Here is a 22,983-nt window from a genome sequence, read left to right on the forward strand (position 1 = left end):
ATATTAAATACGTCAGATCTTGTATCTAAGTTCTATAGAAAGACGAGCTCCTAAGAAACCTTAGTGATCTTAACTGGACACTTCTTGTAATCGGTCTGTTTAGACAGAGGATCCGTTGCATCCAAGATCAACTTGTTGATCAGAATTCTTGCATCAAAGAATGGTACGAATACCAAGCCTTGTGGTGGACGGTTACGACCACGAGTTTCAACACGAACGCGTACTTCACCACGTTTGTTTTCGATAAGAACTTCATCACCACGGCGAAGACCACGAGCCTTAGCATCAGCAGGGTGGATGTAACAAAGTGCATCCGGTACTGCTTTGTAAAGTTCTGGTACACGACGGGTCATAGTACCTGTGTGCCAGTGCTCAAGAACACGACCTGTACATAGCCACATATCGTATTCATCGTTTGGTACTTCTGGTGGCGCTTCGTATGGAGCGTTGATGATCAGTGCTTTACCATCTGGCTTACCGTAGAAGTCCCAATCAGAACCTTTCTTAGCGTATGGATCTGAACCTTCTTTAAAGCGCCATAGTGTTTCTTTACCGTCAACAACAGGCCAACGTAGACCACGTACTTTGTGGTAAGTATCGTATGGTGCTAAATCGTGACCATGGCCGCGACCAAAGGTTGCGTATTCTTCGAATAGACCTTTTTGTACGTAGAAACCTTGAGCTTGTGCATCGTCGTTAAGCTCTTGAGCTTCAGACAGTGGGAATGCGTCAACGTTGCCGTTTTTGTAAAGCACGTCGTACATTGTTTTACCGCGGTACTCAGGTGCTTTAGCAAGAAGTTCTTCGCCCCAAACTTCTTCAACAGTGAAGCGTTTAGAGAACTCCATGATTTGCCATAAATCAGACTTAGCATCACCAACCGTTTTAACTTGTTGGTACCATGCTTGTGTACGACGCTCTGCGTTACCGTAAGCACCTTCTTTTTCGATCCACATTGCTGTTGGAAGGATAAGGTCAGCTGCTTGAGCTGTTGCCGTTGGGTAAGGGTCAGAACATACAATGAAGTTGTCTGGGTTGCGGTAACCTGGCAGACGTTCAGTGTTGATGTTTGGACCAGCTTGCATGTTGTTGTTACACATTACCCAGTACGCATTGATCTTGCCGTCTTTAAGCATACGGTCTTGAACAACAGCATGAGCACCTGGCTTCGCTGGGATAGTGCCTTCTGGAAGTTTCCAGATCTCTTCTGAAATCTTACGGTGTTTAGGGTTAGCAACCACCATGTCTGCAGGAAGACGGTGAGAGAACGTACCAACTTCACGAGCTGTACCACACGCAGATGGTTGGCCAGTAAGTGAGAATGGGCTGTTACCTGGAGTAGAAATCTTACCTGTTAGCAGGTGGATGTTGTACACAAGGCTGTTCATCCAAACGCCACGAGTATGTTGGTTCATACCCATAGTCCAAAGTGACATTACTTTAGTGTTTGGATCTGCATATTGTTTAGCAAGTTTGATCAGGTCATCTTGAGAGACACCTGACATTTCAGACGCTTTTTCAACGGTGTATTCAGCAACCGAAGCTTTGTACTCTTCAAAAGTGATTGCAGTCATTGCACCTGAGTTAGGGTTTGCTGCTGCTTTCTGTAGAGGATCGTCATCACGAAGACCGTAACCGATGTCTGTCGTTGCTTGCTTGAAGTTCGTGTGCTTATTCACGAAGTCCCAGTTAACCGCATCGTTTTGAATGATGTAGTTAGCAATGAAGTTAGCGATCGCTAGATCTGATTGAGGTTCGAAGATGTAACCCGTGTCTGCAAGCTCAAAAGAACGATGGTAGTAAGTAGACAGTACGTTTACTTTAACGTGTGGGTGGCTTAGACGACGGTCTGTAATACGAGTCCATAATACTGGGTGCATTTCTGCCATGTTTGAACCCCACAGAACGAATGCGTCTGCGTGTTCAAAGTCATCGTAACAACCCATTGGCTCATCGATACCGAAAGTACGCATGAATGCGCCTACCGCTGAAGCCATACAGTGACGAGCGTTTGGATCGATGTTATTTGAACGGAAACCCGCTTTCATCAACTTAACGGCTGCGTAGCCTTCCATTACTGTCCACTGACCTGAACCGAACATACCAACACCTGTTGGACCGTTCTTCTTCAGAGCCGCTTTCCATTTCTCAGCCATTACGTCGAAAGCTGTGTCCCAAGAGACTGGTGTGAACTCACCATCTTTATGGAACTCACCATCTTTCATACGAAGAAGAGGAGTTTCAAGACGGTCTTTGCCGTACATGATTTTTGAAAGGAAGTAGCCTTTAATACAGTTAAGGCCTTTGTTTACAGGTGCTTCTGGGTCGCCTTGAGTCGCAACCACTTTACCGTTCTGTGTACCAACTAGTACCGAACAGCCCGTACCACAAAAACGACAAGGCGCTTTATCCCACGTGATTTTTGTTTGATCAGAGCTAGCAATCAGGTTGGTTGCTGTTGCTGGCAGAGTCACACCTGCAACGGCTGCCGCTGATGCAGCTGCGTTTGCTTTCACAAACGCGCGTCTTGTCATTTTCATACTTCACCCTCAAGTTGAGAATTGTTGCTTCCAGTTTCTAAATCCGTTTCGTCGAGCCCAGTTTCGATTTGGTGGTAAACCAAAGCTGTGCCTAAAACGTTCGTAATATTATTAATTTCTTCGATGGTGTCCGTTACAAAACCTTGGTTTTCGGTTTCTAGGACTACTATGATTTTGCCTTCAGGGCTGCTGCCGTAAATCTCTGCGTTATCGAATTGCTCGATTTGTGCTTTGATCTCGTCTAGATGCTCTGGGCTCACATGCACGACTAAACTTGATATATGCACTTCGTTTAGTGCCATAAATTGCTCTCGTTATTTTTGTTTTATGCATTACTCACAAGAATAGCTGAAGTAGGGCAAACTGCTATGCAAGCTCCACAACCGCTACACTCATCTAACTCGATTTTTGGTAGAGCAACACTGCCTGCTCTAAGTTGAAATTGAATGGCCATAGGTTCACACATGTCACCACAGCTTCGGCATTCAACATTTTGTTGCGCTAAGCATTTATCAGAGATACTTGCTTTTGCTCGCCAAGGTGTTTCTTCCTTGGGTTTAAAAATTGGTTCAGGACAAACGTCAGCACATTGATAACAAAAAGTGCATTCGTCTTTTGAAAAGTCGACAGTAGGAAACCCACCATCGCCTACAATGATTATCTTAGTCTCACAATTTTCGATACATTTACCGCAGCGAGTGCAGTCATCTGTAAAGCTTTCTAGGTTGTTAATCCAAGGCAATCGAATCTGGCTTGAATCTACTTTTCGCCTAGAAAATAGGCGTCGTCTCGATAGGTCTACCACTAAATGCCTACTAATGTTGCTAAGATGTTGTAATTGTAGATCATTGTTTTGTTAATATCTTGTCATTTATCCTCACAAGTAGTGTAGTTTTAGAAATATTTGTATAAATACCCCTTAAGGGCTAAATAGGATCCTATATTGTCTTAGATCAATAAATTACGAAGCGTTTGGTCACATATTGAATGGAGCTCTGTTTTTTGATGTGTGACAATAGGTTTCGGACAGCCACTTATATACCTTCAGGATTTTGATTTTGCTTATTAAACCTGTTTCATCTGTAACAAGTACAATAGCTAAATCATTGCTATCCATACTGCTTCTTTCGGTTGCCACTACTGGTTTTGCCATCTTCACATTAGCGTCAAGTCTCAACGACGCAGAGGCGGTTAACGTGGCAGGCTCAATGCGTATGCAAAGCTATCGTTTAGCGCATGATATTCAAATAGAATCAGTTGATTATGATTCTCATATTCGTGAATTCGAAAGTTCTCTTTATTCTCCATCAATGACCAACTTGGTCAGTTGGGATGTTCCGGCAGACATCACCGAAGATTACTATTTAATTATTGGTCGTTGGCACGAGTTGAAACAGGTATTAAGTAGCGAAGATCGAAAGCACTATCTCGTATTGGTTGAAAACTTCGTTGCTGAAATTGATGGCTTCGTTTTTAAGCTGCAAGAGTTCTCTGAAGATAAACTGATAAAGTTGGCCTGGGCTGGTGGTATTGGCTTAGGTGGAATTCTCGTCATATCTCTTTTTGTTGTTCACTTTGTCCGTAAACAAGTTGTTAAGCCGTTGCATGCTCTCGTCGGAGCCAGTCAGCGAATCAAAAACAGTGACTTTGAGGTAGAGCTGAAGGTCACCAATAACAACGAACTGGGTATCTTGACTAAGACATTTAACTCGATGGCGAAAGACTTGGGCGCGCTTTATCGAAACCTTGAAGATGTTGTAGATGCCAAAACAGTAGAGCTACAGAATGCCAACCAATCGCTTCAGGCGCTATATCACTCTTCACAAGAGCTGACCGTAACTCGTATCGCCCCAGAGAATTTCCGATCAATCCTGCAGCACTTAGTGAGCTTAGAAGGTATCGAATCGTTAAGGCTAGAGATTGTAGACAACTCAGGTCGTTCACTGATTATGGATGAAGGGTATGACTCGAACTTAGATTATGAAAAGTTTGAAATGAAGCTGGATGATAATGAGCTTATCTTGGGCTATCTATATTGTTCGTATCATCATGGTCATTCAACTAAGACATTGATTGAGAGTTTTATCCAACTCTTATCGCGAGCTATCTATTATAATCGTGCGCAAAAGAAAGCTGAGCAGCTTATTATTATGGAAGAACGTGCGACAATTGCGCGTGAACTGCATGATTCACTGGCTCAATCACTGTCGTATTTGAAAATCCAAGTCACACTGTTGAAGCGCGTGATTGGCAAGTTGCCAGAACAACAACACCGAGAGCAGTCAGAACAAATAGCGTCGGAAATCGGTAACGGTTTGGCTGATGCTTACACTCAATTACGAGAGCTACTCACTACATTCAGGTTGACCATAAAAGAGGGCAACTTTGGAGACGCTTTGAGCACCATGCTCGAAGAACTCAGCGAAAGAACAGAAGCGAAGATTAACCTAACCAATAATCTTTCATCGATTGAGCTTGATGCACATAGTCAGGTTCACTTGCTTCAATTGATTCGTGAAGCAACAATAAACGCAATAAAACACGCCAATGCCGACTTGATAGATGTATGCTGTATCGATGAGGAAGGTGAAGTGTTAGTCGTAATTAGAGATAATGGAGATGGCTTTGACCCAAGTAGTTCGAAGATGAACCACTACGGGATGAGCATTATGCAGGAGCGCGCGGCAAGACTGAATGGCGACTTAACGATTGAAGCGGCTCAAGGTGAAGGCTGTACAGTCATATTGAAATATAAAAGTTTGAAGGAAGTTAAAGTTGACGATTTGTAAAGTAATGCTGGTTGATGATCATCCATTGATGCGCAGAGGTATAAGCCAATTACTGAGCTTTGAAGATGAATTCGAAGTGATTGCAGAAGCAAGTAACGGTACTGAAGCGGTCGCTCTTGCCCACGAAGAAGAACCTGATCTGATCCTTTTGGATCTTAATATGAAAGGCATGTCTGGTCTCGACACGCTGAAGGCACTTCGTACTGATGGCTCAAGCGCTAACATCGTTATTCTAACGGTTTCTGACAGCCCAGCAGATATTGAAGCAATTGTAAAAGCGGGTGCTGATGGCTATTTGTTGAAAGACACTGAACCCGATGAACTCATCGAGCTGTTAAAGCAAGCACACAGCGGTGATAAAGCTTATAGCAGTGTTGTTTCTCGTTACTTGAATGATGCGGACAGTCGCAATGATATCTTCGACCAACTGACTGAGCGTGAAATGCAAATCCTTCAAGAAGTCGCTAAAGGGTACCGTAATAAGCAGATCGCTGATCATCTGTTTATTTCTGAATCGACAGTTAAGGTACATATGAAAAGCTTACTGAAAAAGCTGCAGGTGCCTTCACGTACTGCTGCAACGGTTCTGTATCTAGAACGCTATGGTGAAATGAAGTAGGGCTTGTTTCCTTTGAAATACAACTATTTCAAGCCTGACTGCCTAGTTTCGATGCTTAATTAAAATTGTAATAGCTTTTTTTGAAATCAGAACGCGAAGTTAAATAGAGAAAAAGAGACACAAAAAAGGCGTTGAACTTATAAGTTCAGCGCCTTTTGTTTAAGCATTCGATATTGGTGTTCGTATGGCTAAGGTAGTGGTGCTAGGACCCGTCTTAATGTCTTAGTACTCCTAGAACAACTGTTATTGCGAACTTTGGGTTTTACGCCGCCATTGGAACCAATACAAGCGTACCGAAGATAACCGTGATAAGACCACAGATTACCGGTACAGAAGTACGTTTTACTACTTCAAATGGGCTGATTTTACCCATACCAGAAGTCGCTACAATTACACCAGAGACTGGAGAAATTGTACGGCCTAAGTTAGATGCTTGAAGCATTGGAATAATTAGGAACGCTGGGTTCAAACCCATTTTCGCAGCCAGTGATGGAGCTAACTCTACGAATGCATAGAAAGGTGCGTTACCTGAACCAGTCGCGATAGCAGCTGCAACCGTTAGACCCGTTAGGATAAGCATTAATGCGATACCGCCAGCGCCAGCTGATTCAGCAAGACCGATTAGGTTATCAATCGCGCCGATAGACATTAGGCCTTGAGCAAATACGCCCGCCGCAACCAATAGCATTACCACGCCTTTGAATGCTTCAGCCATACCTTGGTAGCAAGAATCTAAATCTTCTAATGTTTTTTCACCGTCGAACTTCTTCACAACGTAATCGATGATAGCGCCCACAAAGATAGAACCGACTACGATGGTGTAGATATCAAGTGAAAGACCTGGAATCGTGCGGCCGTTAAATAAGAATACACCGATGATAGGTAGGAATGGCAGTGCAGCGTAGAAAGCGGGTGCTGTTGTTTCAATGTCAGAAACGTCTACTTTTTCCATTGGTGTGTTTTCTTTCTTATCCAGATACTTGTTCCAGAAGAAAGCGGCCGCAGCCATCACGATGATTGCGCAGATAGAAACAGGCAGTACCGTTTGAACAGCGAACACGTCAAGAGACATACCTGATTTCTCTGCTGCGATAACCACGTCACCTGAGGTTGGTGAAAGAATGATTGCTGCAGGTGATGCACAAACAGCGACCGCTGCCGGGCGTGAAATACCCATTGCCGTCATCATTGGGAATAGGGTAGCCATCAATAGCACACCAAGGCCTGTTGCAGAACTTACTGCTAGAGACATTAGACACGCTACGATGTAAGCCGCAACAAGAAGTACATATGGAGACTTGATAGCAGCGAGTGGTTTAGAAAATTGCTTTACTACCACGTTGTTCGCGCCAATGTGCGTCATGTAAGAAGCAAAACCACACAGAAGCATGATTTGCATGCCTAGGCCGCCTCCACGGTACTGAAGCATGTACTTAACGAATTCTAGTGAATCGGTAACCATGTTACCTGTTGAAGCGACCTTAGCCGGTAAGACTGTGTGGCCAATAAGGCCAGTAATAAGAAGTAGGGCAAGGCCAGCAGTTAGTAATACGCCTGCCGCTTTATAGCCTTTCACAATAAAGTAACCAACAGCGATAGTAATCACTAATCCGATCAAGAGCTCTAACATAGAAATCTCCACAAAGTTTAAAAAATATAAGAAAGTGTTTCAGAATATGACAATGAATGTACAGAAAACTGCACTGTGGCACGAGGCATAGTTGAGGTTGATATGATCTAAGACAAACATTTTTTTTGATGTTAATTGTGGTTGTAAATCGTGATTAACTACTGTTGTTTGGATGTTAATAAACAAATTTTCTAGCTCGTCAGAATATAACTTGGATCACCTTTGATTGTTATAGTTGCATATGGTGGGGTTGTTTTATAAATAGCGAACGTTTTTTACACGTTGGGAGGAAACTTGTAACGAAGTGGGTATTTATCGGAGTAAAGAGGTGAGAATCTTAGATTTGACGATTACTTACGTTTAACGTCGACTTATGTTTAACGCTTACTGATTTCCCTAAGTAAGCGTTAAAACACAAGCTGGCACTAAAATATAATTAAAGTTAAAAATGGCGAGTGAATTTAGTTTATATCAACGTCAGGAATATCATTTGAATACGTTGGCAGCTCAGAACAGACTAACTTCTTACAAAAATGAATCATCCCATAGCGCGTCACGAGTAAAAATTCCTCATTGTTGAGTGGAATGTAAGGCATTGCGTCAGACGACAGTGTTGAGCCTTCACTTATCATGACCTTTTCGTAAAACGACAACTCGCGATTCGGAATGATTTGTTGGTGTTGGTTTTCGTCCAGTGAAATATCGTGTTGGGTGACTGAGTAAGACCCCGAAGACGTAAACCCGACTTGCTTGGTCGACACGTACAATAGGTCATAACTGTCATTTTTCTTAAACTCGATATTAATTGAAGACTGGTTATGAATAATATTATTTGACGGATTAATAACCGATGCTGTATTCGCTAAATAATGACCTTCAAGGTGTGATTTAGGAATAAAGGTAGAAAGCCAGCCGACTAACACGCCAAGTAGCATCACAGCAATTACTGTCTTCGTTTTGTTATTCACAAGTCACTCCTTTAAATCCTGCTGGAAAGCTCAGAGATTTTCCTGAATTATCGATGATGATTTTTCGTCCCTTATATTCATAAAGCGTCACGTTGAATAACTCATTAAAAGTGAATTCGTCGGATTCGATTTTACAAGAGATAAAATGCTGGCCCACGAGATCTTCGCCTAGGCTATTTCTATCTAAATAAGAAAACAAATAATGGGATAAACCTGCAGCCACTACAAATAATGCAACCAGCGCTACTACACGGTTTGTTTTTTTCGTCGCGGCCGTTTTCTCGGTTGTTGAATTTTCTGTCGCTATGCTATCTGTCGCTGTGTTGTCTTCAGGTTGTTTTGTTTCTTGTTTTGGTTGCGATTGAATTTTACGCAGTGCGTGCTCTTTTCCTTGTGTCACTTGCCCTGCAAATCGGTAGCCTTTACCGCGCTCAGTGACGATGATCATCCCGCTCTTATCTTCTAACGCTTTTCGGCAAATCGAGATGGTCTGCATTAGGCTGCCATCTTCAACGTAGATACCTTTAGACACCCACACTTGTTCGATCAGAACTTGGCGAGTGATTACTTCATTGGGTCTCGAGATAAAAAACTTAAGCAGCTCTGATTCATTAGAACCTATTGGGTAGGTACGGCCCGTCTTAAAGTGATGGATTTCACTCTCTTCTAAATTGACCTGTATATCATCATTGATAATAAATTCAGCAGACATCTGGGTTCTCATTGTTATAAGCGTTCTAACCTAAATATAACAAATCTTACAACAAACATAAACTTACTGATTTCATCGTCTTTGATATTTAAGTAACTGAATTTATGTTGATTATTATCCTAATTAGATTTCCTTATATACCTTTTTGAGGTTGTTTAATGCGGTTTCAGGTGCTTGCCGTTAGTAGCTATTGGATCATTAACGGATGACGCTGATTTAGTGGGTGTGGGTTAATTGCTCAAATTTCTTACGTAGTTTTATCAACGTGTCATTCCAACTCTGTGTTGCCTTGCTCTCTACGAATAAAAGTCGAGCTTACCTCCGACTCAATCGGCAACTCAAATAACGATAAATCGCATGACCACACCAGTTAAATGCGAAAGCTACGAAGGAGCTGTTTTGAAAGATTTCAATAAGCCATATATATGTGGACTAATTACGCTTGCCTTACTCGGCTGTCAGTCTGAAGACTCGACTCAAGAAGCCGTTTCGGTATTGGTTCCCTACAACGTTAATGAATTACCAAAACCGAATGATGGTTATGGGTATGACGACGATGGGACAATATCGGGAGTCGGTGAAGACGTTGCCGCAATGTCATCGACCAATGATGCTTATTATCAGGACTACAACAATTCATACGCAGCCCTAGACGGCTGGGGCCTTTGTGCAGAACCGATTTTAATTCCGCTACAAAGCGTAAATTCTGACAAACGTTACCCACTCAATAACGAAACCCTAGCCGGGAATGTTGTATTAATTGATGGAGTAACAGGTGAGGAAGTTGGCACTCAAATATCAGCCGATGGTTCCAACATTAAAATTCAATGTGAATCAGGATTAGTCGAGAATCGTACTTATTCGATTGTAGTAACGGATGGGGTAAAAACTGAATTTGATGAGCCTTTAAAAGCAGATGCTAGCTTTGACGAGTTGATCTATTCAGACGTTAAATTAGATAGCGAAAAAGAACAAGTTCTTCAAGGGCAAATATTAAGCGCTATTGACTCCTATTATGCGTTGTATCCAGAGAAGGGTATTCCTGTATATGCTGCTCAATTTAAAACTCAGAGTTCATATCCGTCACTAGACGCAATGAGGGATAACCACGTAAAGTTTAATACTAGATTCTTAGATGGTTATGAAACAGTTCGCGAGTTTAATGGGGATTACAATCAGTATTCTAAGAAGTTAAGAATACCGTCGTATTTACCTTTTACTCAGGCTCGAGAATCCGAGTGCCTTGTTGATGAGTTTGATCCGAAAGAAAACTGCCCTCCTTTATATGAATGGATTACTAATAAAGATGGTGGTTTCCCAACAGCCGAGATGCCAGAGTCTAAAGTAGTCGAATTCCTCGATATAACTGCTGACATCTATCTACCTGATTTTGCCGATACACCTAGACCGAAAGATACATCGATCGGGTTCCCAACTGCGATATTTATCCATGGTGTTACTGCGGAGCGCGGCACTGCTTCTTTGATGGCTGCGGAATATACGAAAAAAGGCTATGCCGTTGTTGCGATCGATATGCCATATCACGGGGAGAGAATGCGTTATGACTCAAGTCCGGAACATGTGGAAATCAGCGCGAGAGCAAACAAAGCGTTTTTCATCAACATAGATTCGCCTTTAGCACTGCGCTCTAACCTACAGCAATCAGTGTCTGACTTTTTGGGGCTTCGTTACGCGTTGAACCAAGAGCGTTGGGTGAAAAAAGATGATGTTCATTTAATTGGACAATCCCTAGGCGGAATCATGTCGGTGATGGTCAGTGAATTTAGTCAGGTAAGTCCTGATTTTCATACCAACTCTGATTTTGCATTTAATACGGTGAACTTTGTTGTTCCGGGGCAGGGGTTAACCAACTTGGTTCTGTCCTCTCAAACCCTAGGGCCTGAAATGTCGGAAGGTGTTAAGAAGTCTCCAGATGTTCAGAGAGGCATTGCTGAAACTGTCATACCAGATACATGTACAGCAGAAGCAACGAATCAACAATGTATTGAAGCACTTAGAGAGTTTGTCGAACTTTCATCTGATAACGCGTTGCTTGTTAATCAGCTAGAGAACGACATCTTCGATTTGGTTGTGACAGACCTTAAACAAGGGGTTCAAGCCACAATTGATAGTGCTGACCCTGCTAGCTTTATCTCTCGTCAAGTAGCGGCTGAGCAACCGACTCTTTTGTTAGCTGCAGTTGGAGATTGCGGAGAAACCTGTGATGTTGGTGTTGATTATGTGCCAGATAGTGTAATTCCGAATACTGATCCAGATAACATTCGTACAGGTACTGAACCACTTATTACAGCTCTTGGACTAGACCCAATAACAGGCACTTCAGAAAATACAAATGTTAAGCGTGGAGCCGTAAGAACCACAACTGGTGGTCACGGTACGTATTTGTTTCCTTATGAAGGCCCCGTTGATGAAAATGGCTTACCGGGCACGCCGGGTGAAAACATGTCAGACGTGCGTGAAGCGGTGGACACTCAGCAAGTTGCCGTTGCTTCGATGGTAATGAGTGATGGTTCAGTCGTCGTCATCAACAACGAAGATCACATCGAAACAGAGGTGCCTCAAGATGAAGAATAAACTTTTATTGGGCACTGCCGCTGCTCTTGTTCCTTGCCTGACTAACGCAGCAGGTTTTCAACTTAACGCGCAGTCTGCAACAGGGTTAGGTCGTGCATTCGCGGGTGATGCTGTGATGGCTGATAGCGCGGCAATTGTTGCTAAGAACAGCGCTGCGATGGCTTACATTGAGCAACCAACACTCTCAGTTGGCGCTATTTATATCGATAGTGGTATTGATGTGTCTAGTGTTAGTTACACGCCAATGATTGGTGATACTAAAACATTAGATGACCAATCATTGGACGCAGGGACACTAGTTCCGAACATTCATTATGTTCGTCCTATCGAAGGTTCTAAGTTTACTTTGGGTGCGACGGTTCACTCCAATTTCGGTACTGACGTTGAATTTGATAACTCGTTCGAAGCCGATGAGTTCGGTGGCAAAACAGCGCTTTCAAGTATCAACGTTGGCTTTGCTGTGGCTTATGAGTTGTCTGAAAAAATTAACTTAGGTGCTGGGCTAGATGTTATCTACGGTGAGGGTGAGATATACCGTCAAAACTTGTTAAACGTAGATGCAGACGGTTTCGGTCTGGGTGCAAATGTTGGTGCGACTTACCAAGTCAACGAACATAACAAGTTCGGTATTAGTTACCGTTACAGCCCAGATATCGAAGTAGAAGGTGATATTACCAAAGGTGGTGTCCCTGCCGACAAGATGAACGTACCTCTACCAGACACTCTAGAGTTTTCCGGTTGGCACCAGCTCAACGAACAGTGGGCTTTTCACTATAGCCTGCAGTGGGTGAATTGGTCTGAGTTTGATTCATTAACGTCTGACTCTTACGACGACTCCATTAAAGAGTATCAATGGAAAGATGCAGGACATGTTTCTGTAGGTGGTACATACACCATGTCAAAAGATATCGTTTTACGAGCGGGTTACATGTACGACATTTCCCCGACTGACGAACTCACATCGCTCTCTATTCCTGATGTTAACCGTCACTGGCTTACAATCGGAGGGACGTATAACTTCACCGAAGCCAGTTCTGTGGACGTTGGAGTCGGATTTATCATCGGAGAATCACAAGATATTGACGAAAACCTGACGACGATTCCAGGAACGAGTTCCAATATAACAGCTGATGTGACTGCCGATGCTCTCTTGCTTGGTGTTCAATATCAGCATCGTTTTTAACTTTTACTTTGGAGTTCAGAACGTAAAAAATTAGGAATCATATAAAAAATTGCAGGGCTCGACAGTGAGTTGAGCCCTTTTCTCATTATTAGCTGTTTTAGCATTATTTAAATAGCTGGAAGCTCATTAAGTAAGAAATAGCTGCTTAGAAAAACGTTTTAATTCTGACGAATTCAACGGTTATGGTTATTAAAAATGAAATTTACAAAGCTTAGTAAAACAATCTGTTTGGTACTGTTTGCCTTACATATCTCTCCATCGTTTGCCCAAGACTCAAACTTGATTCCTGTGACTATCGAAAAAGCGCACAAACAAGCATTCACATCTTCAATCAACGAGGTTGGCAAAATCAGGGCAACGGATTCTGCAGCATTGACATTTAGTGCCTCCGACAAAATTCTCAACATCCATTTCAAAGATGGAGATTCAGTTAAAAAAGGCGAACTGATCGCTCAACTGGACAATACCAAAGCAAAAGCCGATTTAGATAAAGCAAGAAGCTCTCTAGCGCTAGCAAAATCGAAATTAAAGCGAGTACAAGAATTATTAAAGAAACAGCCCGACTCTATGTCTCAACAAGATGTTGAAGAACTGGGAGAGCAGGCGAATTTAGCTGCGGCTGATTTCCGTCAGAAAGAAGCGTTGATGAATGACTATTTATTGGTAGCACCATTTGATGGGCAGTTAACTAATTTTACCCACTCAGTAGGCAGTAAAATTGACAGCGCAACTGCGTTGGTGAGCTTGATTAAGCTCGACCCTGTCGAAGTTCAGTATTCCATTGGACAATCGGATTTAGGCAACGCAAAACTTGGGCAGAACGTTTCCATCCAAGTTGATGCTTTTGTCGATGAAGCCTTTTCTGGCGTAGTGGATTACATTGCCCCCGCGGTGGACGAGAGTTCAGGCCGTGTAGAAGTACACGCCCATGTAACCAATCCTGATCATCGCCTGGTTCCGGGTATGTTTGCCAAAGTGAGCCAAATGACGAGCGAAGACACCACGCAAATGGTGGTTTCTCAAAATTCCGTTCAAGCAAAAAATGCACAGCGCTTTGTATGGGTAGTGAATGGCGAAAAAATCGAGCAGCGCATTGTTGAATTAGGCGTGAACACTAACGATGGATATGTTGTTGTAGAAAATGGATTGAAACTGGGTGATAAGGTCGTAGTGACGGGGCAGCAGAATCTCAAGAAAGCGTCTTTAGTTAAGGTAATGAACCCGAATGCTGAACAGAAAACAGTTGAGCTAATAACGGAACCAACAGACAAAGAGAGCACTCAACAGATCGCCGATCTTAAAGTAGAAAAGACAGTAACACCGGTGGATGAACCACATCCGATAGAGCCCTCGGTTGATTGGACGGACGCATCGAAAGGTGTAGACGAAGCGATTAACGAAAACACTGAGAAAGCAGAGACAAACGCGACTGTTGATCAATCATCGAGCGAAACTCTAAGTCAGGAGAATCTAAGCCAGGAAACTTTAAGCAAGGAAATTCAAAGTAAGGAAAACCAGAGCAAGGAAGTCGTAACTAAGGAGAATCTGAATGAAGCTTCCTGAGATCTGTATCAAGCACCCTGTGTTTGCGTCTGTTCTGAGTATCACCATTGTTTTGCTTGGACTTTTGTCATTTCAAAAGCTCTCAATCCAATACTTTCCTGAACATAAAACGCCTTCAGCAACGGTCACTGCCGCGATTAATGGTGCCAGTGCTGAGTTCATGTCGCGTAATGTGGCTGACAAACTGATTACCGCTGCAACCGGTCTCGATAGCGTGAAAACCATGACGACAGACTGTCAGGAAGGAACGTGTAATTTGAAAATTATTTTCGAAGACGAGATTGATGACGTTGAATACACGAGCTTGATGAACAACCTGCGCAGTAGTGTTGAAGCGATTGGTGATTTTCCGCCGAGCATGACGGATAAACCAACGGTGACGGATGACTCATCTGATACCAGTATGCCGAGTAACATCATCACGTTTGTGAATACTGGCAAGATGTCGAAGCAAGATATGTACGACTACATTAGCCAGCAAGTCGTGCCTCAGTTTAAGCACATACAAGGTGTGGGGGGGATTTGGGGACCGTATGGTGGTAGTGACAAAGCAGTGCGTGTTTGGTTGCAACCGGATCGCATGATGGCGTTAAATATGAGTGCATCCGATGTGGTTGGGACATTGAGCTCATACAACGCAACGTTTACGGCTGGTACTATCAAGGGGCAGGTAAGAGATTTCTCAATCAACCCAGTTAACCAAGTGACGAGTGTTGATGACGTGCGAGACTTGGTGGTTCGTGTCGATAACGGCAAGATCATTCGCATTGGCGACATTGCAGAAGTTAAAATGGGTGAAGAGAGCCTTACGCCGAGTATTCTTCGTGTAGACGACAACCTAGCGATGTCGATTCAGGTGCTGCCGCTGAAAAGTGAAAATCCGGTAACGGTCGCCAATAAAGTTAAGAAACAAATTGATGTGATTCAGCCTCAGCTGCCAGAAGGCATTGAGATGAAGATGGTCTACAACCAAGCTGATTTCATTAAAACCGCAATTGACGAAGGCTTCATGACTTTAGTTGAAGCGATTGTTCTGGTTTCAGCGGTTGTGGTTCTGTTCCTTGGTTCTGTTCGTGTGGCTTCGATTCCGATCATTACCATCCCAGTGTGTGTGATAGGTGTATTTGCAGTCATGCATCTACTTGGGTTTAGTATCAACGTGCTGACTATCTTAGCCATCATTCTTGCGATTGGTTTGGTGGTTGATGACGCGATTGTTGTAGCTGAAAACTGTTACCGGCATATCGAAGAGGGCGAAACCCCTTTTAATGCTGCAATCAAAGGGTGTCGAGAGATCGTCTTTCCTGTGATAGCGATGACACTGACTTTAGCGGTCGTGTATCTACCTATTGGTCTGATGTCAGGTTTAACCGCCGACCTATTTAGACAATTTGCTTTCACGCTAGCGGCAGCAGTGATCATCTCAGGGTTTGTGGCTTTAACGCTCTCACCCATGATGTGTGCTTACTTAATGAAGCCAGTTACAAAGCCAGCAAAGTGGTACAAAAAAGTTGATGCGAAGCTGAATGTTCTGTCTGACTTGTACACCAAAGAGCTGGGTAAATGGTTTGAGCGTAAAACACTGATGAGTAGTATTGCTTTGGTGTTGATTGCTCTGTCCGTTTTGGCGGTTTGGACAATGCCTCAAGTGCTGCTTCCAACCGAAGACACCGGCTTCGTCGAGGTGACCTCAACGCCACCAACAGGGGTGGGCCGTCAGTATCACCTAGATAACAACGAGCAACTTAACAGTGTGTTCAAAGGTGATAATTCAGTAGAAGCGAATTTATCTTACATCGAAGGGACACCGACCAATCACGTTCTGTTAAAACCATGGGGTGAGCGCAACCAGTCAGCTGATGAGTTGGTGAACGAATTTATCGCAAAAGCGCAAAGCTCGGTATCTGCATATGGCATGTCTTTCAAAGTTCGCTCGGCTGATAACTTGAACATTGCCACCAATATGATCCTAGAGTTAACGACGGTTAACCGTGATACCACCGTATTGTCGGAAACTGCGAATGAGGTGGTTGAGGCGCTTGAGAATTATGAGGGCGTGACCAACATTAAAAATTCGATGTTGCGTGACCAATTGCGTTATGACTTGTCGATTGACCGCAATGCTATCGTATTGTCTGGTGTGGATTACAGCAACGTAACTAACGCGCTATCGACCTTTCTCGGATCTGTGAAAGCGGCAGATTTGCAAGCGGATGATGGTTATACATACCCCATTCAAGTTCAAGTAAATCGAAAAGATCTTGGTGACTTCAAAGTTCTCGATAAGCTGTATGTGGATTCACAGTCGGGGCAAAGACTTCCTTTGTCTCAGTTTGTATCAATTAAACAAGTGACATCGGAATCAAACTTCAAGACGTTCATGGGTAAAGACAGCGCTGAAATTACCGCAGACTTAATGCCTGGATTTACGGCTAGTGACGTCAAAGCTTACATTGATGAGACGGTTCCGAGCCTATTGAAACCAGCACAGAGTTACGAATTCAACGGCATAGTGAAAGATCTGGTTGATTCAACGGCAGGAGCGCAAGTGTTGTTTGTATTAGCGTTGGTGTTCATCTTTTTGATTTTAGCCGCGCAGTTTGAAAGCTTTGTCGACCCGATGATCATCTTACTGACGGTTCCACTGTGTATTGTGGGCGCGATTTTGACGCTATCGGTATTCGGACAAAGCCTTAATATCTACTCGAAGATAGGGTTGTTGACCTTGGTTGGCCTAGTGACTAAACATGGTATTTTGCTGGTGGAGTTTGCTAACGAGAAGCGCAAATCGGGTGCGAGTGCAAAAGAAGCGGCGATCAACAGTGCACGTTCAAGGTTACGTCCAATCTTGATGACTTCACTGACGATGATCCTCGGTTCATTGCCATTGGCATTGGCGGATGGCCCAGGTTCATTAGGTCGAATCAATATTGGTTTGGTATTGGTCGGAGGTTTGACAGCCGGAACCTTCTTCTCACTGTTCTTAGTGCCAGTGGCTTACGTCGGGATGGCGAATCTAAAACAGATGGACATATTAGCTCGGTTGAGAACGAAAGCAGCATAGCGATATGCTTTAAAGTCTAAGTCTAAGTCTAAGCTAGATACTTCAAGGCCCTCGTTGTGAGGGCCTTTTGCTATGAGGTTTCTAGATTAAGCGAAAAGAGCGTTACGGGCATTTAGAAATCGTAGTTTAGATTCATTGAACTGTAGATTTCAGCGTTACTTTGGTCTGATGCAACGGTGGTGTTGTAGATGTATTCGGTATCAAAAGTTAGAGCTAAATTGCCCATCAAAATGTTCTTTAGGTATCCTTTCAGGTTGTAATTGGTGTTCTCTTCACCGTAAGCCATGTTAGCGGTTGCCCCCATAGAAAAGGTTTCTGTTAGGGTTAATGATCCATCAATATTGGCATTGACTATGAGTTCATAGTTCTCTTTGTTTGGGAACTCTTCATCAGAGGATAGTCGTTTACTTATTCGATAACCCGGGCCCGCAGAGCCCTGAAGCTTGATTCTTTCAGTATCATAAAAGTGACGACCTAAACCTGTCGCGGTAATGAACTGCTTACGATAAGTACCAAAGTGATCGTGCTCAAAACGTGTTGTTGCGACCAAATAGGTGACTTCGTTTAAGTCGTAGCTGATGCCATAGTTGGTGGTATAGCGATTGGTACCATCCTCATCATTTTCGGCATCGGTATAATACGTATCGAACTGAACTCGTTGTCCCCAGTTTTCTTTCTTGTAGCCAACGGATATTCCAGAGTTGATAGATAACGATGAACTGGTGTTTTGAGAATAGATGAATCCAAGCTTAGTTAGGGTTGTAAAGGGCGACTCTTCAGTTTCTTCTTTTAACTCAGAATCTTCGCTTAATACGACTTCGTCCTTGATCTCCACTTCTCTTGGCTCTTCTGCAAATACGGGTATTGAAAAAGCGATCAAAACTAAAGGTAACCGTGCTAGGTATTGGGTGTATAAAACTGTGTTTGTTAATAGGTGCGTTGTTTGTGAGATATCGTGTGTCGGCATAATGGTTTGGTATACAGAGTGATTTAACACGACGAACGCAAGGTTAGTCGTGAAAAGTAGTCAATGGTTGAATCGAAAATTAGACTGATTTAAGACGCGATAGGTAAAGGTGAAAAGATCGTTTTGATCGCTGAGAACCCGTTACCTCTATGAGGGTTGAAATCTTCGATGTGGACAAAGAATTCAAGTATCTCAGAGGGTTTATCATCTTCGATTAATAAAAACTCGAGTAACCCTTGTTCAACATGGCATGAAACTATGGTCTCGCTTGATTGGTCTGATGCAACTTGTTCAACATTGATCACGACGCTCGTCTCGGGCAAGACATTGAAAGTATCTAGCGCACATTTGAGAATACAGCTGCTGATATACTCTCTGTATATAGCATTGCTTTCTGGAAGAGGCATCCTCTCAAGCTTCACTTCGCCTTGGCACAATACCTTTTTGTCTTTAGGGATCACGTTGTGTTTATTAACCTGAATATTGACTTCTAACAGATGCCCATTCTTATAGGTATTAGAGCTATGGTTTATCAGCTTGGTGTCGACCACCGTGGCGCTCATTGGGTTTTGTTGTGCTTCTGAAAGGGCAGAAAGCTTGGCTTCGCTGTCGTTGTTTAAAACACCTTTTGATAACTGATTGCCCTTGGCCCAGTAGCTGTAGCTTTGAACCCAATGTACAAATTCTGTCTTGTATTGTTCGATGTCTTTCTCGGTTGCACGCTCGATATTGTTGGTTAGGGTGTACAACTTCGACTTGTTGCCCAGTAGCATATCTAGCCAGTTAGGCTTGTATTCATCTAATGCTTCCATGGCTTTGACTTTATGATCGAATCGAACCGTTGGCATTGCCGGTGCAGGCTGCATCGCAATCGACTCCCAATTCACCTTTGGCGTTGGAATCGTATGCACGGATTGGATTAAGTGTAGGTGCTGATTGAACAAGCTCACTTCTCTTACCGCGTCCTCAAGTTGTTTAGTATTCATCTACATTCCTGTCGACTGTTGTTCTTGTCATAGGGCGTCTATTTTATGGTCAAAGCGCGTCAACGGTATTTAAATGAATGTGAATGATCTTTCGTGAGGTTGTTTGATATTGGTTTAGGAATATTTGGGGGAGGAAGTAAGATATTTATGTCAGGAAAGAGAGTTATGGAAACACAGAGAACATGCGCTCTCTGTGTCGGTCATTTTACTATTATAGAAACTTGCTGATGAGCATTATCTTTGGCGTCTAGCGACCAAAGTAAATCGGTAATCGTTAGATGTGAAGTAGTTTCGGCTGTATTCAAATACCGTATTATTGGCGAGATAACCACGAGTGCGCTTTTCAATAATCGGTTGAGCAGGGTCGATATCCAACTGTTTAGCCACGTCTTCAGGTGGAAGAATCGGAACCAGTTCTTGCTCACTTCTATCAATCACCATGCCTTTGGTATTTTCAATAAAGTCGTATTTTGATGTTTGCATCACTTGATAAGTAAGATCCGGGAATAGGGCAACTGGCAACCAGGTCTCTTCAACCGTGATTGGGTTGTTGTCTATGAAACGAACACGCTTTACGTAGAAAACCAATTCGCCTTCTTTGATATCTAGATGTTCAGACATCACCAAAGAGCAGGGTTTCATCTCAAAGGCCAAAACCTCGCTGTGCGTTACCACATCCAAATGCGCCCACTTTTCTTGAAAGCTCGACTGTTTGTAAATGTCGTAATTGATTTTGTTCTCTTTAACGTAAGTGCCGCTGCCTTGAACGCTTTCAAGCTCATCGTTTTCGATCAGTAGCTTGAGTGCTTGTCTTACGGTGACACGGCTGACAGAAAAGACTTCGCGTAACTGCGCTTCTGTTGGAAGTGCTTCTCCAACTTTATATTCACCAGAACTGATCTTTTCTCTTATTGCATCGGCGATTTGGCGATACATCGGGAGTCTTGCCATTTTTGCCTCATTTGTGCGCTAGGACAACTAGACTTTGATTAACAACCTGTACCTTAAATACGTAAATTTGCTCTATATAAGCCTTGCTTTAAAGGTTAGTGTCAGCATCGTATCGGTATTTTGTAGTACATATAATACAAATTAAACGATACATAACAAGCTTTCTTAAAGGATTTGCCAATGCAGTTTGAATACAAATTAGATACAAATATGTATTGATGAGATCGTGATCACGGATTAAATGTCTTGAAGTTGTATTATTCTTCTCGTCGACAGGGACGACTGTCGTACTAATCCGTGACTATGGGACAAAGGTTATGAAACTTACTACTCTAACGAATAAGTCGCTCGTAAATCTGCAAACTACGTTTAGCAGTCGAGAAGAAGCGATTTACGCACTTGCTGACCAACTGGATCAGCAAGGCAAACTGCATAACAAGCAAGAGTATCTTGATGCAGTATTTGCTCGTGAAGAGCAAGGCCCGACAGCGCTTGGTGAAGGCCTAGCTGTACCGCACGGCAAGACTGACGCGGTTAAAGAAGCTGGCTTCGCTGTAGCAACGCTTAAAGAAGACATGAAATGGAAAGGCTTGGATGAAGACGAATATGTCAATCTTATCTTCCTAATTGCGATTCCAAATGCAGAAGCGGGTTCTACCCACATGCATCTGCTGACTGCACTGACAACTACATTGGTTGACGATGATGTTCGCGAAGCGGTACTAAAAGCGACAACGGCTGAAGAAATCTTTGCGCTTCTTGATAGCGACAATCAACAAGAAGAAAAACAAGACAACTTAGATACAAATGCACCGACAATTGTATGTGTGACTGCTTGCCCTGCAGGTATTGCTCATACCTATATGGCAGCTGAGTACCTTGAAAAAGCAGGCAAAAAGCTTGGCTACAAGGTTTATGTTGAAAAGCAGGGCGCAAACGGTATTGAAGATCGCTTAACTGCAGAACAACTTAATAATGCTGTGGCGTGTGTATTTGCTGCTGAAGTAGCGATTAAAGAATCTGAGCGCTTTGATGGCATTCCTCGTATTGAAACGCCAGTTGCAGAACCCATTAAGCACGGTGAACGCATTCTTAATGAAGCGATTGAAGAGTCGAAAAAAGGTAACGGAGCAGAACGTAAAGTTGCTACTGATGACAAGCCGAAGAAACTTCCGTTGAAAACTGAGCTTAAACAAGCACTGCTTTCTGGTATTTCTTACGCGGTTCCTCTTATTGTTGCTGGTGGTACTGTTCTTGCGGTTGCTGTTCTTATCGCGCAAATTTTTGACCTGCAAGAGCTCTACGCAACAAAAGATTCTTGGCTATGGATGTATCGCAAACTAGGTGGCGGCCTTTTAGGTACATTGATGGTACCAGTATTAGCGGCTTACACAGCGTACTCATTAGCAGACAAACCGGCACTTGGTCCTGGTTTTGCCGCGGGTATTGCAGCAAACATCATTGGCTCTGGCTTCCTAGGCGGTGTTGTTGGTGGTTTGATTGCTGGTTACGTGATGCGTTGGGTGAAAGAGCATGTTCGCTTAGGCCCTGCGTTTAACGGCTTCCTCACTTTCTACCTTTACCCTGTAATCGGTACTTTGGTGGCAGGTAGCTTGATGCTGTTTGTTATAGGTAAACCTGTAGCGTTCCTAAACCAAGGTCTGACGGATTGGCTGAACGGTATGTCAGGCACTAACGCTCTGCTTCTAGGTGCGATTCTTGGTCTGTTTGTATCATTCGACTTAGGTGGTCCTGTAAACAAAGCCGCTTACGCATTCTGTTTAGGTGCAATGGCGAATGGTGTTTATGGGCCATACGCAATCTTTGGCTCAGTAAAAATGGTATCGGCGTTCACTGTAACTGCGTCAACCATGATTGCTCCACGCCTATTCAAAGATTTTGAGATTGAAACGGGTAAATCTACATGGCTACTTGGCCTTGCGGGTATTACCGAAGGTGCAATCCCAATGGCGATTGAAGATCCAATCCGTGTAATCGGCTCATTCTTACTAGGATCAGTGGTTACAGGTGCGATGGTCGGCGCGGCAGGTATTGGTCTATCGACTCCGGGTGCAGGTATCTTCTCTATCTTCTTGTTACACGATTCTGGTTTGGGCGCATTCTCTGCTGCTGCAATCTGGTTCGGTGCTGCGATTGTCGGCACAGTGATTTCAACAGTTACTCTTCTGATGTGGCGTGGTCACGCTGTAAAAAAGGGTAAGTTTGAAGCAAGTACTGCAACACAGAACTAACTAAATTTTGAGCTCACTTCTAGCTCGCAATTAAAACACCATATAAAAAATAACGAACAACTTGGCTGTCCTAAATATCTGTGCTCCTAACGGTTTTATTCACACAGATTCTGGGCGTGGTTTTCTGCACCCTCAATTTAGTGGCAGCCAATTTTAACCCCTTG

The 22,983-nt window shown here is 43.2% G+C and carries 16 protein-coding genes; 7 read left to right on the forward strand and 9 right to left on the reverse strand.

The window, feature by feature from the left end; all coding sequences use genetic code 11:
* Positions 1–50: 50 nt before the first annotated feature.
* From napA to napF, 3 genes are read right to left on the reverse strand one after another with little or no spacing between them, the layout of a single operon-like run.
* A complete protein-coding gene (gene napA / locus BCU75_RS08860) occupies positions 51–2,540 on the reverse strand; it encodes a periplasmic nitrate reductase subunit alpha (protein ID WP_102473574.1) in 2,490 nt (829 codons plus the stop codon).
* Positions 2,537–2,842 carry a chaperone NapD gene (locus tag BCU75_RS08865; RefSeq protein ID WP_019824440.1) on the reverse strand — a complete coding sequence of 102 codons (306 nt, stop codon included), beginning with the start codon at positions 2,840–2,842 and terminating at the stop codon, positions 2,537–2,539. The genes napA and BCU75_RS08865 overlap by 4 nt, the downstream gene beginning before the upstream one ends.
* A gap of 23 nt (positions 2,843–2,865) precedes the next feature.
* Positions 2,866–3,345: a ferredoxin-type protein NapF gene (gene napF, locus BCU75_RS08870; RefSeq protein ID WP_102473575.1), complete on the reverse strand. Its 480-nt coding sequence runs from the start codon at positions 3,343–3,345 to the stop codon at positions 2,866–2,868.
* Between the two features lie 253 nt (positions 3,346–3,598).
* Between napF and narQ the strand changes: the two genes are divergently transcribed.
* Together narQ and BCU75_RS08880 are read left to right on the forward strand one after the other, a co-directional pair.
* Complete coding sequence (gene narQ, locus BCU75_RS08875; RefSeq protein WP_102473576.1) at positions 3,599–5,329, forward strand: nitrate/nitrite two-component system sensor histidine kinase NarQ; 1,731 nt, start codon at positions 3,599–3,601, stop codon at positions 5,327–5,329.
* Positions 5,316–5,948, forward strand: coding sequence for a response regulator (locus tag BCU75_RS08880; protein ID WP_102473577.1), 633 nt, complete (start codon positions 5,316–5,318; stop codon positions 5,946–5,948). The genes narQ and BCU75_RS08880 overlap by 14 nt, the downstream gene beginning before the upstream one ends.
* A 262-nt stretch (positions 5,949–6,210) precedes the next feature.
* Here BCU75_RS08880 and dcuC read toward each other — a convergent pair whose 3' ends face one another.
* The 3 genes from dcuC to BCU75_RS08895 all read right to left on the reverse strand — a co-directional run bounded on the left by dcuC (position 6,211) and on the right by BCU75_RS08895 (position 9,258).
* Complete coding sequence (gene dcuC, locus BCU75_RS08885; protein ID WP_016785306.1) at positions 6,211–7,578, reverse strand: anaerobic C4-dicarboxylate transporter DcuC; 1,368 nt, start codon at positions 7,576–7,578, stop codon at positions 6,211–6,213.
* 461 nt (positions 7,579–8,039) lie between these two features.
* On the reverse strand, positions 8,040–8,546 hold the full coding sequence (locus BCU75_RS08890) for a hypothetical protein (protein ID WP_102473578.1): 507 nt from the start codon (positions 8,544–8,546) through the stop codon (positions 8,040–8,042).
* Positions 8,539–9,258, reverse strand: a complete 720-nt coding sequence (locus tag BCU75_RS08895) for a winged helix-turn-helix domain-containing protein (protein WP_102473579.1) — start codon at positions 9,256–9,258, stop codon at positions 8,539–8,541. The genes BCU75_RS08890 and BCU75_RS08895 overlap by 8 nt, the downstream gene beginning before the upstream one ends.
* Positions 9,259–9,615: 357 nt before the next feature.
* Between BCU75_RS08895 and BCU75_RS08900 the strand changes: the two genes are divergently transcribed.
* From BCU75_RS08900 to BCU75_RS08915, 4 genes are all read left to right on the forward strand, one after another.
* Entirely contained in the window at positions 9,616–11,853 is a 2,238-nt protein-coding gene (locus tag BCU75_RS08900) for a lipase (protein ID WP_102473580.1), read from the forward strand.
* Positions 11,843–13,036: an outer membrane protein transport protein gene (locus BCU75_RS08905; protein WP_102473581.1), complete on the forward strand. Its 1,194-nt coding sequence runs from the start codon at positions 11,843–11,845 to the stop codon at positions 13,034–13,036. Before BCU75_RS08900 ends, BCU75_RS08905 begins: the two co-directional genes overlap by 11 nt.
* A gap of 195 nt (positions 13,037–13,231) precedes the next feature.
* Positions 13,232–14,599 carry an efflux RND transporter periplasmic adaptor subunit gene (locus BCU75_RS08910; protein ID WP_102473582.1) on the forward strand — a complete coding sequence of 456 codons (1,368 nt, stop codon included), beginning with the start codon at positions 13,232–13,234 and terminating at the stop codon, positions 14,597–14,599.
* Entirely contained in the window at positions 14,586–17,663 is a 3,078-nt protein-coding gene (locus BCU75_RS08915) for an efflux RND transporter permease subunit (RefSeq protein ID WP_102473583.1), read from the forward strand. Before BCU75_RS08910 ends, BCU75_RS08915 begins: the two co-directional genes overlap by 14 nt.
* 112 nt (positions 17,664–17,775) lie before the next feature.
* Here BCU75_RS08915 and BCU75_RS08920 read toward each other — a convergent pair whose 3' ends face one another.
* The 3 genes from BCU75_RS08920 to BCU75_RS08930 all read right to left on the reverse strand — a co-directional run bounded on the left by BCU75_RS08920 (position 17,776) and on the right by BCU75_RS08930 (position 20,567).
* Entirely contained in the window at positions 17,776–18,528 is a 753-nt protein-coding gene (locus BCU75_RS08920; RefSeq protein ID WP_102473612.1) for a DUF481 domain-containing protein, read from the reverse strand.
* A 191-nt stretch (positions 18,529–18,719) separates the two neighbouring features.
* Positions 18,720–19,616 (reverse strand): hypothetical protein, encoded by an 897-nt coding sequence (locus BCU75_RS08925; protein ID WP_102473584.1) that lies wholly within the window; start codon positions 19,614–19,616, stop codon positions 18,720–18,722.
* A 234-nt stretch (positions 19,617–19,850) separates the two neighbouring features.
* Positions 19,851–20,567: a GntR family transcriptional regulator gene (locus BCU75_RS08930; RefSeq protein WP_102473585.1), complete on the reverse strand. Its 717-nt coding sequence runs from the start codon at positions 20,565–20,567 to the stop codon at positions 19,851–19,853.
* 317 nt (positions 20,568–20,884) lie between these two features.
* Between BCU75_RS08930 and mngA the strand changes: the two genes are divergently transcribed.
* Positions 20,885–22,819, forward strand: a complete 1,935-nt coding sequence (gene mngA, locus BCU75_RS08935) for a PTS 2-O-a-mannosyl-D-glycerate transporter subunit IIABC (RefSeq protein ID WP_102473586.1) — start codon at positions 20,885–20,887, stop codon at positions 22,817–22,819.
* Positions 22,820–22,983 lie beyond the last annotated feature (164 nt).

This window comes from Vibrio splendidus, assembly GCF_002873455.1.
Lineage (GTDB): Bacteria > Pseudomonadota > Gammaproteobacteria > Enterobacterales > Vibrionaceae > Vibrio > Vibrio splendidus_J.